General features: G+C 66.7%; 12 protein-coding genes. 11 read left to right on the top strand and 1 reads right to left on the bottom strand.

The annotated features are described in order from the left end of the window. The first annotated feature begins 41 nt into the window (after window positions 1-41). From OIU93_RS02445 to OIU93_RS02410, 8 genes are all read left to right on the top strand, one after another. Complete coding sequence (locus tag OIU93_RS02445; protein ID WP_264268460.1) at window positions 42-1,547, top strand: MFS transporter; 1,506 nt, start codon at window positions 42-44, stop codon at window positions 1,545-1,547. A 444-nt stretch (window positions 1,548-1,991) separates the two neighbouring features. After that, window positions 1,992-2,228 (top strand): hypothetical protein, encoded by a 237-nt coding sequence (locus tag OIU93_RS02440; protein ID WP_264268459.1) that lies wholly within the window; start codon window positions 1,992-1,994, stop codon window positions 2,226-2,228. 259 nt (window positions 2,229-2,487) lie between these two features. Further along, window positions 2,488-3,537, top strand: a complete 1,050-nt coding sequence (locus OIU93_RS02435; protein WP_264268458.1) for an IS110 family transposase — start codon at window positions 2,488-2,490, stop codon at window positions 3,535-3,537. Beyond that, entirely contained in the window at window positions 3,534-4,949 is a 1,416-nt protein-coding gene (locus tag OIU93_RS02430) for a sodium:solute symporter (RefSeq protein WP_264268457.1), read from the top strand. The genes OIU93_RS02435 and OIU93_RS02430 overlap by 4 nt, the downstream gene beginning before the upstream one ends. 123 nt (window positions 4,950-5,072) lie before the next feature. Next, complete coding sequence (locus OIU93_RS02425) at window positions 5,073-6,752, top strand: amidohydrolase (protein WP_264268456.1); 1,680 nt, start codon at window positions 5,073-5,075, stop codon at window positions 6,750-6,752. After that, window positions 6,749-7,792: a GTP-binding protein gene (locus OIU93_RS02420; protein WP_264268455.1), complete on the top strand. Its 1,044-nt coding sequence runs from the start codon at window positions 6,749-6,751 to the stop codon at window positions 7,790-7,792. The genes OIU93_RS02425 and OIU93_RS02420 overlap by 4 nt, the downstream gene beginning before the upstream one ends. A 251-nt stretch (window positions 7,793-8,043) precedes the next feature. After that, a complete protein-coding gene (locus tag OIU93_RS02415; protein ID WP_264268454.1) occupies window positions 8,044-9,567 on the top strand; it encodes an APC family permease in 1,524 nt (507 codons plus the stop codon). Continuing rightward, entirely contained in the window at window positions 9,564-10,763 is a 1,200-nt protein-coding gene (locus OIU93_RS02410; protein ID WP_264268453.1) for a CaiB/BaiF CoA-transferase family protein, read from the top strand. The genes OIU93_RS02415 and OIU93_RS02410 overlap by 4 nt, the downstream gene beginning before the upstream one ends. Here the strand turns inward: OIU93_RS02410 and OIU93_RS02405 are convergent. Beyond that, window positions 10,743-12,296, bottom strand: a complete 1,554-nt coding sequence (locus OIU93_RS02405; RefSeq protein WP_264268452.1) for a PucR family transcriptional regulator — start codon at window positions 12,294-12,296, stop codon at window positions 10,743-10,745. The two genes, OIU93_RS02410 and OIU93_RS02405, sit on opposite strands and share 21 nt — an antisense overlap. A gap of 82 nt (window positions 12,297-12,378) precedes the next feature. Between OIU93_RS02405 and OIU93_RS02400 the strand changes: the two genes are divergently transcribed. The 3 genes from OIU93_RS02400 to OIU93_RS02390 are packed head-to-tail and all read left to right on the top strand — an operon-like array spanning window position 12,379 to window position 16,470. Beyond that, window positions 12,379-13,740, top strand: coding sequence for an aminotransferase class III-fold pyridoxal phosphate-dependent enzyme (locus OIU93_RS02400; protein WP_264268451.1), 1,362 nt, complete (start codon window positions 12,379-12,381; stop codon window positions 13,738-13,740). A gap of 46 nt (window positions 13,741-13,786) precedes the next feature. Next, entirely contained in the window at window positions 13,787-14,980 is a 1,194-nt protein-coding gene (locus OIU93_RS02395; protein ID WP_264268450.1) for an acyl-CoA dehydrogenase family protein, read from the top strand. A gap of 29 nt (window positions 14,981-15,009) precedes the next feature. Further along, complete coding sequence (locus OIU93_RS02390; protein WP_264268449.1) at window positions 15,010-16,470, top strand: aldehyde dehydrogenase family protein; 1,461 nt, start codon at window positions 15,010-15,012, stop codon at window positions 16,468-16,470. Window positions 16,471-16,579: the final 109 nt, after the last annotated feature.

The following is a 16,579-nucleotide window of genomic DNA, read 5'->3' as shown; positions in this document are numbered from 1 at the left end:
CTATCGACCGGACGCGGGAGCGTCCCGGGGACCAGCCGCAGATGAGCCAGAAGGAAGTGCTGCGCTCCATCACCGGCGTGCTCGCCTCCTTCTTTGCCGCGATGCTGGCCACCACGATTGTTTCCATCGCCCTGCCGACCATCATGGATGCCCTGGGCGGCACGCAGACCGACTTCAACTGGGTGCTCACCGCGGCCCTGCTGGCCAACGCCGCGACCACACCGATCTGGGGCAAGCTGGCTGACCTCTTTGACAAGAAAAAGCTGCTGCAAATCAGCATCGTCATCTTCGTGATCGGTTCCGTGCTGGCGGGATTCGCCATCAACATCCCCATGCTCATGAGCGCGCGCGTCATCCAGGGCATCGGCATGGGCGGGCTCACCGCCATGGGAATGGCGGTGATCGGCACCGTCATTCCGCCGCGCGAGCGCGGCAAGTACTCGGGCTACTTCGGCGGCGTCATGGCCGCGGCGACCGCCGGCGGTCCGCTGCTGGGCGGGCTCATCGTGGACTCTCCACTGGGCTGGCGCTGGACCTTCTTCATCGGGGTGCCCATTGCCATCATCTCCATGTGGCTGATCCACAAGACGCTGCACATCGCGCACGTCCCGCGCAAGGTCTACATCGACTGGGCCGGCGCGGTGCTGGTGACCATCTCGGTCTCGGTGCTGCTGATCTGGGTCTCCTACGTGGGCAAGGCGGGCTTCTACGAGTTCAACTCCTGGCAGACCTACGCGATGGTCGGCGGCTCACTGGTGCTCATCGCGCTGCTGCTCTGGATCGAGGGCAGGGTTCCGGAACCGGTGATCCCGCTGCGTATCATCGCCACCCGCACCACCGCACTGGCGATCCTGGCCTCGATCTCCATCGGCGTGGCCATGTTCGGATCCGGCGCCTTCCTGGGCCAGTACTTCCAGGTGGCACGCGAGGCGAGCCCCACGCTGGCCGGGGTCATGACCCTGCCCATGATCGCGGGCAACCTCTTCGGTTCGGTCTTCTCCGGCCAGCTGATCTCCCGCTTCGGGCGTTGGAAGATCTTCTTGGTCATCGGCGGAATCGTCAATGTCGGCGCCCTGGGACTGCTGGGCATGATGGCCCACGACACCAACTACTGGATCCTGGCCACCGGCATGTTCTTCAACGGCCTGGGCATGGGCTTCATGCTGCAGAACCTGGTCCTTGCGGTGCAGAACACCGTGAAAGTCACCGACATCGGCACCGCCAGCTCCTCGGTCGCCTTCTTCCGCGCCGTCGGCGGGGCCGCGGGCGTGGCGGTTCTTGGTGCAATGCTCTCGGACAAGGTCGGGGCGCTGGTGCTCGATGCGCTCAAGTCCGCGCACCTGGTTTCCCCAGACGGCTCCAGCGGCGTCGCCGCAGGCGGGGCGTCGCTGGACCTGTCGGAGATGCCTCCTGCGGTGCGCCTGATGTACGAGACGGCCTTCGGCGATGCCACCGGCGTGGTGTTCATGACCTCGGCCATCGTTGCCGTCGTCGGTCTGGTGTGCATCCTGTTCATCAAGGAAGTCCCGCTGCGCCGAACGGTCTAAACGCTGGGACCTCGTCTGTGCCGAGGACAATGCGCGCCCGGCTCGGATGTTGTGCCGAGTCCCGTTGGCTTCCGGCGGGGGATTGCTAGACCTCGAGGGTGAACCCGAATCCAACCCTCTCTCGGTCGGCCCCGCCTGGCGCCTCGTCCACGGTGGAAGGCGACAAGCCGGGGACTCCACAAGCAAAAACGGGGGCCTTGTTCCTGCTTTGTTCTTCCCACACAAGGGGCGGCGAGCGGAACAGTGGGCGCTGGACCCCATAAAATCCAGTCAATCTGGATCTTTGATTCACCCCCGAGACAAAGAGAGAGTGATCTATAGCACATCCGACCGGGTCGGGGCCGCAGGCAGTTGAACGATGATGTCCACGGGCCGCGCTCAGGGTGATCTGGCGGCCAGCCAAGGACCCAATGCCGCCCGCGGCAACCCATTTGGCCTCAAGATGTGCAATTAGAGCAACTTCGAGCTTCTATGGGAACGGTGGCACTGCCCGTGAATTGGTATCTGGTTTGGATTGTTGGATTTTTGATCCTATTATTTGCGGTCAGCGTGAGATCATCGAAAACGGTGAAGACGGCCGACGATTATGTGATGGCCGATTTCAAGCTGGGCTTCTTTCCGATCTGCGGCTCCATCATCGCCACCGTCACAGGCTCAGCAGCTCTTATCTCTAATGTGTAGTGGCAAGCCTGAGGCTGGCTGCCAGAATGGGACCCCTGGACCGGGTGTGACTCGGCTGTTATCTGACCTGCCAAGGCAGTGTCTTCCCGCCGACTTGTCCACCCGGTCCGTGGGGCCAGTTCTGGCTCGCGCGGTGGCCTGATAGAAGGTTGTCCATCCGGCAGATTCCTGCGGGATGTGACTCGTTAGAGATGTGTCTCGCTGCGATCCCACCCCGGCTGGCCATTCAGCATCCCGTCTTGGGAAGGAAACCACTGCCATGACCGCAGTCCGGGAGCAATACACGAATATCGTGGGCGTGGACACCCACGCACGCACCAACACCTACGCCATCCTGGTGGCCGCCACCGGTCAGGTCACGGATACCGCGACGTTTCCCACAAGCGGCCCAGGCCTCAAACGAGCCATCGCCTGGATCGACCGGCGGAGTGAACCGGGAAAGACCCTGGTGGCCATCGAAGGCACCAATTCGTACGGCTCGGGGCTCACCCGCTTCCTGCGCTCCACGGACTTGGACCTGTGCGAGGTGCGTCCTCCGCGCCGGGCCTCGCGTGTGGGTCGCGGAAAATCGGACGACATTGACGCCCTGGCGGCAGCACGCACGGTGCTCGGGGAACAGGTTGAGGCCCTGTTGGAACCCCGCGCCGGGGTTAACCGGGAGGCGCTACGGATCCTGCTCAACGCCCGGAACGCCATGGCGCGTCAAGACACGGCCGACCGGTTGATGCTCACCTCGCTGCTACGGACCATGGAGCTGGGGGTCGATGCCCGCCACGCCCTCGCCGATGAGCAGATCCTGCTGGTCAGCCGGTGGCGGGCTCGCCGGGGCGAGGACCTGTCGATCGCGGTCGCCCGCGCGGAGGCCAAGCGGCTGGCCGCTGCCATCCTGCAGTTCCACGCCCAGCTGGCATCAAACCACCGGCAGTTGCGGGACATTGTGGGCACCATGGCAGCCGGCCTGCTGGACCTGCCCGGTGTCGGGCCCGTCTCCGCTGCCCAGGTGCTCGTGTCGTATTCGCACCACGGTCGGGTGCGTTCGGAGGCCGCCTTCGCTGCGTTGGCCGGGGTGAACCCCATCCCCGCATCCTCCGGCAACACGACCCGGCACCGACTCAACCGCCACGGCGACCGGCAACTGAACCGGGCCATGTATACGATCGCCCGCTCTCGGATGATCTATGACCCCGCAACCATCGCATACGTCGAACGTCGGACTTCCGAAGGGAAGACCCTTCGGGAAATTCGCCGCTGTGTCAAACGATTCATCGCCCGCCAACTCTTCCGCAGGCTACAAACCCTCTTGACTTGAGCCATAGAAGGGTCGGCGGAGCAGGCAAGGGCTTCGAAATGGGGATCTCGTACTTCGTCAGCGTCATCAGCTTCGTGCTGTTCACGATCGTCGCGATGCTGGTCCTGGGGCCGGTGATCCGGAAACTACGACTTTATACCGTACCGGAGCTGTTTGCTCGCCGGTTCGGGAAGTTAGCGGCGCTGATTCCGGCGCTGATTATAGGATTCCTCTATATGACCCCCACCTTCGGTATGCAGCTAGTGGGCATGAGCTCGATCCTGTCGTCCATCACGAACCTGCCGTTCTTTTGGGGCATTTTCCTAGGATTCGCCGTCACACTGGTATTCACACTGATCGGCGGCATGCCCAGCGTTGCCTGGACAGACGCCATCCAGACCCTTGTCATCCTTGCCGGCGTGATCATCACTCTCGTCGTTGGAGTCGCCTACGTCGGCGGCCCAGCCGTCGTCGTCGCTGCGACCCCACAGCACTTGCTCACTTTCGGCAGCATCGGTGGCCTCGAGCTTTTGAACTGGTTCCTTATATTCGGCCCCTTTTACCTCATCTGGCAGACCACCTGGCAGCGCCTCACTGCAGCTAAGTCCACCAAGGTGGGCATCTCGGCCGTCGTCAGCGGGTTCATCATCTCGGGCGTTATCGGCCTCCTGGCGATCTTCATTGGCATCACCGCGGTCCAGATGTTCCCGGCCGGCACCGCTCCGGACCTTATCTACACATCGTTCATCTCGGAGCTCTTCCCGGGCCCTATCGGTGGCCTCCTCATGGTGTCCTTGCTCGCGGCGTTGCTCACCGGCGCCACCTCGTTCCTGCTCAGCGGTGCCATCAACGTCTCCAAAGACATCTACCAGGGTTGGGTCAATCCGAACGCCGGTGATACTCAGATCCTCAAGGTCTCCCGACTGTCCGTCGGGTTCATGGCCGTCCTCGGACTCGTAATTGCGCTGTTGGTCAAGGACATCATCGCCATCTACCAGATCGCACTGTCGTTCACCGCATCCGCTCTCGTTGCCCCGGTCTTGGCCGCAATGTTCTGGGAACGTGCCACCAAGACCGGTGTCTTGGCCAGTACCATCGGCGCCCTCGTCGCGTCGCTTGCCTGGCGCTTGGCTGGCACGCCATTCGGGATCCACGAGATCGCCCCGGGGCTCCTGACTTCCGCGTTGCTCCTCGTCGTCGTCAGCCTCGCCACGAAACACTCCGATGATGAAACCGTCATCGCCTACTTCCATGCCTTCCGGCGCGGCCGCCTTGCCGGAGACGGCGTCCCGGTGGAAGGCCAGGTGGTTTACGCTGGCGAAGACCTCCTGTTGGAAGTCGACGCGGTTCCCGTGGCCGCCGTCTCCGCCGATTCCGGCTCCCCGGGGGATGAAACGGACGCACGGGCTTCGGAGCAGCGGGGCCGCCCGTGAACGAGCCCTCGTGTTTCGGTTCCTTGCCCCGAAGGTAGGGACCATGGGAACACGCGAGTCGCGACGCATCGGCACAGTGCTTTTCGTGCGGCCCAACTGAGACCCCCTACTGAAAGGACTATCATGCAATCCATCATCGTCTATCCCGCCCGCACCGTCCGCACCATGGACCCCGCCCGCCCGACGGCGGAGGCCGTCGCCGTGCGGGGCGAGCGGATCCGCGCGGTCGGCAGCGTCGCCGAGCTGATGGCCTATCCCGATGCGGTCCTAGACGAGCGCTACGCCGATGCAGTCCTGCTGCCCGGCTTCGTGGAGGCCCACAGTCACGCGGGCTCCGGCAATGTTTGGGACAACACCTATGTGGGCCTCGTGGATCGAATCGACCCGGACGGCCGGCGCTGGCCTGGCTGCCGCACCATCGCCGAGGTGCTGAACCGGCTGCGGGCGGCAGCGGCCGACCTGCAAGACCCCGAGAAGCCGCTGCTGGCGTGGGGACTGGACCCGATCTATTTTCCGGGCCAGCCACTGGCCGCCGCGGAACTGGACCGGGTCTCTGCCTCGCGACCCATCCACGTCGCACACACCAACGGGCACGTGTGCGCCGTGAATTCGGCGGTGCTGCGCCGCTTCGGAATCGACGAGTCCACGCGCGTCGCCGGCGTGGTCAAGGACGACGGCGGCGAGCCGACCGGGGAACTGCAGGAATTCGCGGCCATGGGACTTGTCGCCGAGCTCGTCGACGGCTCGGGACTGCTCAACATCAGCCCCGATGCCCTGCGCCGTTTCGCGCAGGAAGGCATCAACACGGGCACCACGACACTGACGGACTTGGGCTCGGGCCTGCTGATGGACGATGACGGGGTCGCCCTCTACGGCTCGACAGTGGACGACGGATTCCCCGCCCGCCTGAACGTATTCCACTTCGGTGCCGGGCTCGGCCCCGTCGCGCTGTCCTTGCCGGAAGCAGCGGATCGGTTGGTGCGCCTGCGCGGGATCTCCACGGACAAGCTGCGCTTCGGCAACGTGAAGCTCATGCTCGATGGCTCCATCCAGGGCTTCACCGCGCGACTGCTGGACCCGGGCTACTTCGGCGGACAGCCGAACGGGATCTGGAACGTCAGCCCGGAGCAGTTCCGCGCGGCATTCGAGACGTTCCACGCCGCCGGCCTGCTGGTGCACGTGCACTGCAACGGCGACCAGGCCACCCAGCTGTTCCTGGGCACGCTCGAGGACATCCTCACCGCGCACCCGCGTCCCGACCACCGCCACACCTGCACACATTCGCAGCTGAGCACCGCCGCACAGTACCGCCGCATGGCGGCCCTGGGCGTGTGCGCCAACATCTTCGCCAACCACATCTGGGCCTGGGGCGACCAGCACCTCGACGTCACCGTGGGGCCTGACCGAGCCGCCCGGATGAACGCGGCCGCCACGGCGCTGCGCCACAGGGTGCCGATCTCCCTGCACTCGGACACTCCGGTCACGCCCCTGGGTCCGCTGCACGCCGTGAAGCACGCCGTGACCCGGCTGACGGTCTCCGGCCGAGTCATGGGCGAGCATGAGCGGATCACGGTGCAGGAGGCCCTGGAAGCGGTGACCCTGGGCGGGGCATACATGCTGAAGATGGACCACGAGGTCGGCTCGCTGGAGGCGGGGAAGTTCGCCGACATGGCCGTTCTGGCGCAGGATCCGCTGGCGGTCCCGGCGGAGGAGATCGGTTCCATCCACGTCCTCGGCACCGTCGTCGGCGGCCGGCACCACACCACGAAGGTCGCTGCTCCCTGCGCGGTGCCCGCACCGTGAGTGCCCGGCTCGGAATTATTGGCGGCTACCTTGGCTCCGGCAAATCCACGCTGGTGAACCGGCTGCTGGCGGGAGTGCTGCCGGGGCGCACCGCCGTCGTGGTGAACGATTTCGGAAGCATCAACATCGACGCCGATCTGATCGCCTCGGCGTCCGGGGACACCATCGAGCTGAGCAACGGGTGCATTTGCTGCCAGATTAGCGACGACGCGTCCCGCACCATGACCGCGTTGGCTGCTCGCGGGGATCTTGACCACGTGCTTTGCGAGGTCAGTGGAGTGGGCGACCCCGGCCAGCTTGCCACGTGGCGGGATTTCCCGGGCTTTTCCCCGGGTCCGGTGCTGGTGTGCGCGGACGCGACGTCCATCCGGCGGCTCCTGCGCGACGAGTACGTCGGCGATACCGTGGCACGACAACTCGCCGCGGCGGAGGTCGTGCTGGTGACGAAGACCGATTTGGCCCTGCCGACCGAAACCGAGGACGCGGCAAAGGCGTGCCAGTCGGCGGCGCCGCAGGCTCGGCTGATCCTGCAGGATGCCGTAGACCCGGGGGTAAGCGCGGCTGAAGCCCTCGCCGCCCCGGCGCGCGAAGCCGGCGGCGACGTTGCCGGCCGCGACGCGGGGAATCGCCGCCCCGGTGGGGCGAAGCACGCCGAGGCCCATACTTCCGCCACGCTGGAGTGCCCGGATCCGGTGGACGTGGAGGCGCTCACTCGTGCCCTTGCCGCGCAATCGGGAAGCCTGGTTCGGGCCAAGGGAATTGTCCGGGGCTACGCCGGGACTTGGCACGAGGTTCAGCTGGCCGGCGGACGAGTGGACGCGCGCGCCCGATCCAAGGACCAGTTGTCTCCCGGGCGACCGGCGCTGGTGCTCATCGCTGCGGGCCCGGACTCCGGTCGGCTCGTCAGGGAGGCTGCGGCGGCCCTGGAACCGGTGGCGGGACGGGCCTCGCATCGGATGCCGGCGATCCCGCGCCCCAACGCCCCGGGCGGTCGGGGCGGAGACGGCCGCGCCGGCCTTGGGATCCGGGGACTCCGGTAGGCCACCCTCGGTGCAACCATGGCCGGTCTCGACGTGTCGCCGTGAACTCCAGGTTCCCGCGGTCAGGGTGTTCATCCGGGGCCGGCGCACGACGTCCGGCCCCGGGCAAGCTTCGTGTGGCGGCATTCCAGGGGAGTGCAACCGACCAGTGGTCCCGGATGAAGTGACCAATTGTTGGACGATCTGTCTGAATACGCCGTTCGCCTGCCCTCCGTAGTGTGATCTACGTCGTACTCACGGAAGGAACCGCGATGACCAGCAGTCACATGCAAGGCAGCACCGCAGCACCCAGACTCAAGAAGGTCCTGGGCCGATGGGACACCCTCGCCATCGGCGTCGGTGCCATGATCGGCTTCGGCTGGGTGGTGCTCACAGGCGACTGGATCACCACGGCGGGACCCTTCGGAGCCGCACTGGCCATGGTCGTGGGCGGCGGCATCATGGCCGTGGTCGGGCTGACCTACGCCGAACTGGTTGCGGCGATGCCGCGGGCGGGCGGCGAGCACAACTACCTGCTGCGCGCCATGGGCGCCCGTTGGTCGTTCGCCGGTTCCTGGGCCATCGTCGGCGGCTACATCACCATCATTGCCTTCGAGGCCGTGGCCCTGCCCAAGACGGCGCTCTACCTCTTCCCCGACCTGAACAGGGTCCACCTCTGGGACATCGCAGGATCCGAGATCCACCTGACCTGGGCGCTGGTCGGTGTGCTCGGTGCGGTGGTGATCACGGCCATCAACATCCGCGGCATCAAGACCGCCGGTGTCGTGCAGACCTTCGTGGTGCTCTTCCTCTTCGCCATCGGGGCGGTGCTGCTCTTCGGTTCCTTCTCGGGCGGATCCGCCGAAACCATGGAACCGTTCTTCAGCAACGGAGTCGCCGGGTTCTTCGGGGTGATGATCGTCGTGCCGTTCATGTTCGTCGGCTTCGACGTGATCCCGCAATCGGCCGAGGAATGCGACATTGAACCGCGGCGCATCGGCAAGTACGTCGTCATCGCCGTGCTCATCGCCACCGCCTGGTACGTCATGGTCATCCTGGCGACCTCCTCCGGCATGGGCGCCGCGGCGCTGGCCGGCTCCGAACTGGCCACCGCGGATGCCATGGGCGCGCTCTTCGGGTCCGACCTGATGACCAAGGTCCTCATTGCCGGCGGCATCGCGGGGATCCTCACCTCCTGGAACTCGCTGCTCATGGGAGCCTCACGCCTTCTCTACGCCATGGCCGGCTCCGGCATGCTGCCGGGCTGGTTCGCCAAGCTGCACCCCAAGTACGGCACCCCGGTCAACGCCCTGCTGTTCATCGGCGGGCTCTCGGTGCTTGCGCCCTTCTTCGGCTCGGCCATGCTCGGCTGGTTGGTCGATTCCGGCTCGCCATCGATCGTGATCGCCTACCTGCTGGTCGGGGTGGCCTTCGTGATCCTGCGCAGGCGCGAACCCATGATGGAACGCCCGCTGCGCATCGGCGGCCAGGGCAACTTCGGCCAGGTCATCGGCATCACCTCGGTGGTTTTCTGCGCCGCACTGATCAGCCTCTATCTGCCGGGCATGCCCGCTGCCATCGGCATCCAGCCGTGGATGCTTTTCGCCGCCTGGTGGGTGCTGGGCATCGTCTTCCTGTTGCGGGTCCCGCGCGGCATCGAACCGGGCATCCACGCGGAAGAGGAATTGTTGACGCGCTTGGCCATGCGCAAGTCGGCCAGGGTGGCGCCGCGCTACGACAGCGGCACGGACGCAGCATCGGCCAACGAACACGAGAAGGAATCCGAGCGAGCATGAACACCATCCGTCCCCTCGAGGGAATCATCGTTGCGGACTTCTCCAGAGTCCTGGCCGGACCGCTGTGCACCATGACGCTGGCCGACCTGGGTGCCACGGTCATCAAGGTCGAGCGTCCTGGCACTGGGGACGATACCCGCGCCTGGGGTCCGCCCTTCTCCGCCACCGGCTCCACCTACTTCGAATCGGTGAACCGCAACAAGCAATCCGTCACGCTGGATCTCACCGATCCGGCTGACCTTGAGCTGGCCAGAGAACTGGCGCTGCGGGCAGACGTGCTGGTGGAAAACTTCAAGCCCGGCGGCATGGACAAGCTGGGTCTGGGCTACGCCGAACTCTCCGCCGCCAACCCCGGACTGGTCTACGCCTCGATCTCCGGATTTGGTTCCGCCGGCGGGGCGCAACTGCCCGGTTACGACTTCATCGTCCAGGCCCTCGGCGGGCTGATGTCCATCACCGGCGAGCCGGACCAGGACCCCATGAAGGCCGGCGTCGCCTTGGTGGACGTGCTCACCGCCAAGGACGCAAGCATCGGGGTGCTCGCGGCACTGACCGCACGGGCCTCATCCGGAGCCGGGGCCCACGTGGAGGTCAACCTGCTTTCCAGTCTGCAGGGCGCGCTGGCCAACCAGGGCCAAGCCTATTTGGGGGCGGGGAAGGTCGCCACGCGCATGGGCAACGAGCATCCCTCGATCGTGCCCTACCAGCTGCTGGCCTGCGCCGACGGCTCCGTGGCCGTAGCATGCGGCAACGACGGACAATTCGCCAGGCTCTGCGCCGAGATCGGCTTGCCCGCGCTCGCCACCGACCTCCGCTTCGCCACCAACACCGCCCGCGTGGCACACCGCGCGGAGCTCATCCCGCTGCTCGAGGACTCTCTGGGAGCGGACACCGGGGCCAACTGGCAGGCCCGGTTCACCGCAGTGGGCGTGCCGGCCGGAAAGGTCGCGGGCATCGACGAGGGCCTGGCCTACGCCGATTCCCTCGGGCTCAACCCACTCATCGAGGTGCACAACGCACAGGGGGAGGCCGTGGGACGGCAGGTGCGCCACCCGATCACCTGGACCCCGGCACTGGATGCCCCGACGATGTCGCCCCCGCAACTGGGCGAACACACCGAGGCCGTCCGAGCCTGGCTGGGCAGCGACGTGGGATCCATGGCGGAGTTCCAGGCGCTAGCGCGGCCCCGTCCCTGACGCTTCGCGGCGCAGCGCCAGCCACAGGTGTGCAGCGACATCCGGGTCGTCCAGGTCCACGCCGATGAGGTTGCCCGCCACCGAAATCCGGTGCCGCAGCGAATTGCGGTGGATGCCCAGAGCCCGCGCCGCATCTTCCCAGGTGCCGCGGGCCGCCAGATAGGCGCGCACCGTGGCCAACAGGTCGGCGCGGTGGTAGCCGGCCAGCAGGCGAACCCAGCCGGCGGCCTTGGCATCCTCGCTGGCGTTGACGGCAACCAGGCGGCCGGCCGGGGCCTGCAGCACGGCGCGGCGCAACACCGCAAGATTGCCCGGAATCTCGCCCAGGCTCACCGGGTCGCCCAGCGCGGCGGCCAGCGATCCGGAGACCTCGGGGTAGCCCGGCGCTGAAATCCCCAGCAAGGCGTTTTGCTCCAGGGACTCGCCGCGCCCGTCCACGGGCTTGCTGCCGATCCCGGCTGCGGGCAACACCAGGTACAGGATCTCGTCCTGGACGTGGCGCAGAGTGCAGGCATCCACCGCGGCGTACAACTCGGGCAATCCCGGATCAGCGGCCAGTCGCGCCGCCGCCCGTGCCGCCAGCCCCGGATCGTCCCCGGGCGAAAGCCTAATGCCCAAAAGGCGGACCCGGTTGGGAAGCTCGGCCAATCCCACGTCCTCGGCCACCATGTGTGCCGCCTCGGCCTGCCCGTGCAGCAACAGCTTGGTTGTTGCGGCACCCAGCGCATGGGCGGTGCTGACGACCACCTCGCGTTCCCTGGCCCGCAGGGCCAGCAACGTGGAGACCGTCATGATGATCTGCCGGTCGGCGCGGGTCAGCGTGCGCCCCGAGCCGATGCACAGGAACCCGTGGATCCGCGCGCCGAGCAAGATCGGGTAAAGCACCACTGGCTGGCCGTGGAGCTCGAAGGTGGCGGCCGAGGGCACCCCGGCCTTGTTGAAGCGGATCGACTCGGCCCGCAGGTCCCCGACCAGGGATCCGGCGGAAGTCGGCCACACGGTTTCGGTCCCGGCATCCGCCGGAAGGTAGGCGGCCCAGCCGCCAAGCGCCTGGGCGAGTCCGCGGACCACGGCGCTGGTGGCGTCGGGGCGCATGGCTGCCCTGGCCAGCGCCGTTTGCGTTCCGAGCGAATCCATGAGGTTCGCTGTGTCGTCCCGGGTAGACAGCCGCCAATACGCGCGTGAGACATGCTGGAACGGCACGCCGTCAGGGACGAGCGCAAGCTCGATGCCAGCCGCGCGGCTGGCCGCAAGCACATGCTCGGGCACTTGCCTCAGCCACGGGCCCAGGCCCAGCCCCACGGCACGAACCTCCTTTGCCCCGAGCCGCTTCATGTACGCGAGCGAAAGCGCCGCCGACTTCGCGAAGGGCATGCCGGTGGTCAGCAACAGCTCGCCGCCCTCCAGATACGGGGTGGGGTCCTCCAGTTCGGAGACATGGACTCCCGTCACCGGCTTGGCGCTGAATTCGGCCCCGGGACAGGGCACAAGTTCTGGTCCGAGTTCGGCACCCAACTGCAACAAGGAAATCATGGGTTGAATTATCCAACACAGAGGGCCTTGTTGGGCAAATCATCCAATGACGCGTGTCACGCTCTCGCATAACGTGGAGCCCATGACCGAAACACTTCTGGCCGTCGACGCCGAGACGCTCCCGCAGACACGCCACCTCGCCACCTCCATCCCCGGCCCGCGCTCCACGGCCATGCACGCCGAACGCACAGCACAGGTGACCAACGGCTTCGGCATCACCCTTCCGGTCTTCGTGGCCCGCGCGGACGGCGGAATCGTCGAGGATGTCGACGGCAACCGGCTCATCGACTTCGCCTCCGGCATCGCCGTGACCTCGCTGGGTGCCAGCAACAAGCGCGTGGCGCAGCGTGTAGCCGCCCAGCTGGAAGCCTTCACCCACACCTGCTTCATGGTCACCGAATACGAATCCTTCACCCAGGTCTGCAAGTGGCTCAACGCCAACACCCCCGGCGACTTCGACAAGCGCACCGGCCTGTTCTCCACCGGCGCCGAGGCCGTGGAAAATGCCATCAAGATCGCCCGCGCTGGAACCGGACGGCCCAACGTGCTGGTGTTCGACGAGGCCTACCACGGCCGCTCGCTGCTCACCATGGCCATGACCGCCAAGGTCAACCCGTACAAGCTGAACTTCGGTCCGCTTCCCGCGGAGATCATCCGGGCCGCCTCCGCCAACCCGCTGCGTCCCGCCGAGGGCCTCGAGTCCGGCGCCGAAGCGGCACTGGAATCCGTGGAGGCCACCATCCTTGAACACGGCGCGGATTCCTTCGCCGCCATGGTCATCGAACCGATCCAGGGCGAGGGCGGCTTCATCGTCCCGGCCGCGGGCTTCATCCCGGGCCTGCGCAAACTCGCCGACAAGTACGGCATCGTGCTGGTCATCGACGAAATCCAGGCCGGCATGGGCCGGACCGGAACGCTCTTCGCCTCCGAGCACGAGGGCGTTGCGGGGGACATGATCCTCACCGCCAAGGCACTGGCCAACGGAGTCCCGCTCTCCGCCGTCACCGGACGCACCGAGCTGATGAACGCGCCGCACGCGGGCGGCCTGGGCGGCACCTATGCCGGAAACCCGCTGGCCTGCGAGGCCGCGCTGGCGGTCTTCGAGCAGTTCGAGGACGGATCGCTGCTGGCCAACGCCCGCCGCATCGAGGCAGTGGCCCGCGAAATCCTGGAGCCCTTGCTTTCCTCCACCGGCATTGTTGCCGAGGTCCGCGGCCGCGGCGCCATGCTCGCCATCGAGCTGGCAGACGCCGGCACCCTGGCCCCGCGCCCGGACCTGGCCAAGGAAATCTCCGCGGCCTGCCACGCCACCGGCGTCATCACCCTGACCTGCGGCACGCACGGCAACGTCGTGCGCCTGCTGCCCCCGCTGGTGATCGGCGAGGACCTGCTGCGCGACGGACTGGCCGTCCTGGCCCAGGCCATCACCGACGCCGCCAACTAGCACCCCTTCATCAGCCCCCATACCCCCCGAACTTTTGGAGAACACCATGACCCTCACCATGCACGACCACGAAACCCACCAGTTGGACCCGGCGGACCTGATCAACTTTGATGCGCTGCTCACCGCCGAGGAGCTCGCGCTGCGCTCCAAGGTGCGGACCTTCGTCGACGAGGCCATCAAGCCGAACATCGCTTCCTGGTACGCCGATGCGGTGTTCCCGCTGGAGATCGTCCCGGAAATGGCGAAGCTCGGCCTGTTGGGCATGCACCTGAAGGGCTACGGCTGCGCCGGGGGCACCGCGGTGGAGTACGGACTGGCCGGCTCCGAACTGGAGGCCGGGGATTCGGGGCTGCGCACCTTCGTCTCGGTGCAGGGATCCCTCGCCATGAGCGCGATCTACAAGCATGGTTCCGAGGAACAGAAGCAGGAGTGGCTGCCGAAGATGGCAGCGGGGCAGGCCATCGGCTGCTTCGGGCTGACCGAACCCACTGCCGGCTCGGATCCCTCGGCGATGAAGACCTTTGCCCGCAAGGACGGGAACGACTGGGTCATCAACGGCACCAAGCGCTGGATCGGGCTGGCCAACGTCGCCCAGGTCGCGGTGATCTGGGCGCAGACAGATGAGGGCATCCGCGGTTTCGTGGTTCCCACGCAAACCGCCGGGTTCAAGGCGACCCCGATCGAGCCGAAGCTCTCGATGCGTGCCTCGATCCAGTGCGAGATCGAGCTGACCGATGTGCGCCTGCCCGCAACCGCGGTGCTGCCGAACGTGGTGGGGCTCAAGGGACCATTCTCCTGCCTGAATGAGGCTCGCTACGGGATCATCTGGGGCGCCATGGGAGCCGCCCGCGACTCCTTCGAAGACGCCCTGGCCTACTCGCAGCAGCGCATGCAGTTCGACAAGCCGTTGGCCGGGTACCAGATGACCCAGCAGAAGCTGGTGGACATGGCCCTGGAGATCAACAAGGGCTACCTGCTGGCGTTGCACATCGGCCGCATGAAGGACGCCGGAACCCTGGATCTGCACCAGATCTCGGTGGGCAAGCTGAACAACTGCCGCGAGGCCATCAAGATCGCCCGCGAGGCCCGCACCATCCTGGGCGGCAACGGCATCACCCTGGACTACTCACCGCTGCGCCACGCCAACAACCTGGAATCGGTGCGCACCTACGAGGGCACCGACGAGGTCCACACCCTGATCCTGGGCAACAAGCTCACCGGCGTCCCGGCCTTCCGCTAACCCACCTCCAACGTTTCGAGAGGCAAGACATGACCGAAACCATGACGCACACCGACACCGTGCCGCTGCGCCTGCTCATTGACGGCGAATGGATCGACGGCGCCGGTGCTGGCCTGGAATCCACCTCGCCCGCGAACCCCGGGCGCGTGGTTGCCGCCGGCGGCACCGCCACCGAGGCGGACGTGCGCTCCGCCATGGCCGCGGCGCGCGCAGCGGCAAACAGCTGGGCTGCAACACCCATGGCCGAGCGGGGTTCGTACCTGGCTCGCGCCGCGGCGATCATCACGGCCAACGCCGATGCCTGGGGCACCGAACTGGCCCGCGAGGAAGGCAAGACCGCAGCGGAGGGCAAGGGCGAGGTGCTGCGCGCGGCACAGATCCTTTCCTATTACTCCGCCGAGGGCGACCGGCAGGCCGGGGAGGTCTTCTCCTCCCCGCGCCGCGGCGAGAAGATCCTGGTGACCCGCAAGCCGCTGGGCGTCGTGGGAGTCATCACCCCGTTCAACTTCCCGATCGCGATCCCGGCCTGGAAGATCGCCCCGGCACTGGTCTTCGGCAACACCGTGGTGTGGAAGCCTGCCTCCACCGTGCCGCTGCTGGCCCTGCGCCTGGCGCAGGCACTGGTTGAGGCGGGGCTGCCGGCGGGCGTGCTGAACCTGGTCATCGGACCCGGTTCGCTCGGCAACGAGATCGTGAACCACCCCGACCTGGACGGACTCACCTTCACCGGATCCACCGGGGTGGGCAGGAAGCTCGCCGCGGCGGCCGCCGCGGCCGGAGTCCCGATCCAGGCGGAAATGGGCGGCAAGAACGCCTCCGTCGTGCTGGATGACGCGGATGTGGAACTCGCAGTGGAGCAGGTGCTCTTCGGGGCCTTCCGCTCCACCGGCCAGAAGTGCACCGCCACTTCGCGGCTCATCCTGCAGGAGGAAATCGCCGATGCGTTCCTGGCACGCTTGCACGAACGCCTCAGCGAGTGGAAAACCGGGGACCCGACGGATCCCTCCGTCCACATGGGGCCGGTGGTCTCGGGCCCGGCCGCGGAGCAGATCCGTGCCGGCATCGCCGCCTCGATCGCCCAGGGAGCGGTCGTCACCTTCGAGGGCGATGTCGCGGGCCTGGGGGATGCCTTCGTGGCCCCGACGGTCCTTGAGCTGCCCGCCGGGGAGAACAATGCCTGGAGCGAGGAGTTCTTTGGTCCCGTGCTGGCAGTGCGCAGGGTGGCAACCACCGAGCAGGCGTTCGAGCTGGCCAACGACTCCGAATACGGCCTGAGCTGTGCGCTGTTTACCCAGGACCTTTCCAAGGCGCTGGCGGCCATGGAGAAAATCGACGTGGGCATCTTGCACGTGAATTCGGAATCGGCGGGCGCCGACCCTCACGTGCCCTTTGGCGGGGCCAAGAAGAGCGGGTACGGGCCCAAGGAACAAGGCGGCGCGGCGAAGGAATTCTTCACGCACACCACCACCGTGTACCTGCGCGGAGCGTAGGAAACGGGGTTTGGGGCACCCGCCGTCATCCAGCCTGACCGGATGCGGCGGGTGCCCCGGGTCATGTCTAGGATGGGCAACGGGCATGGGCGAAACGTGATCCAGCGAA

This window comes from Paeniglutamicibacter sp. ZC-3 (genome assembly GCF_025847175.2).
Classification (GTDB): Bacteria; Actinomycetota; Actinomycetes; order Actinomycetales; family Micrococcaceae; genus Paeniglutamicibacter; species Paeniglutamicibacter sulfureus.
Note: the sequence above shows the minus strand (reverse complement) of the source record. Positions and strands in the feature narration are given on the sequence as shown.

What these genes read in the sequence shown, in the direction of transcription:
- OIU93_RS02445 (WP_264268460.1), top strand. Translation starts at nt 42, where the DNA reads ATGAGCCAGAAGGAAGTGCTGCGCTCCATCACCGGCGTGCTCGCCTCC.
- OIU93_RS02435 (WP_264268458.1), top strand. Translation starts at nt 2,488, where the DNA reads ATGACCGCAGTCCGGGAGCAATACACGAATATCGTGGGCGTGGACACC.
- OIU93_RS02425 (WP_264268456.1), top strand. Translation starts at nt 5,073, where the DNA reads ATGCAATCCATCATCGTCTATCCCGCCCGCACCGTCCGCACCATGGAC.
- OIU93_RS02415 (WP_264268454.1), top strand. Translation starts at nt 8,044, where the DNA reads ATGACCAGCAGTCACATGCAAGGCAGCACCGCAGCACCCAGACTCAAG.
- OIU93_RS02410 (WP_264268453.1), top strand. Translation starts at nt 9,564, where the DNA reads ATGAACACCATCCGTCCCCTCGAGGGAATCATCGTTGCGGACTTCTCC.
- OIU93_RS02405 (WP_264268452.1), bottom strand. Translation starts at nt 12,296, where the DNA reads ATGATTTCCTTGTTGCAGTTGGGTGCCGAACTCGGACCAGAACTTGTG.
- OIU93_RS02400 (WP_264268451.1), top strand. Translation starts at nt 12,379, where the DNA reads ATGACCGAAACACTTCTGGCCGTCGACGCCGAGACGCTCCCGCAGACA.
- OIU93_RS02395 (WP_264268450.1), top strand. Translation starts at nt 13,787, where the DNA reads ATGACCCTCACCATGCACGACCACGAAACCCACCAGTTGGACCCGGCG.
- OIU93_RS02390 (WP_264268449.1), top strand. Translation starts at nt 15,010, where the DNA reads ATGACCGAAACCATGACGCACACCGACACCGTGCCGCTGCGCCTGCTC.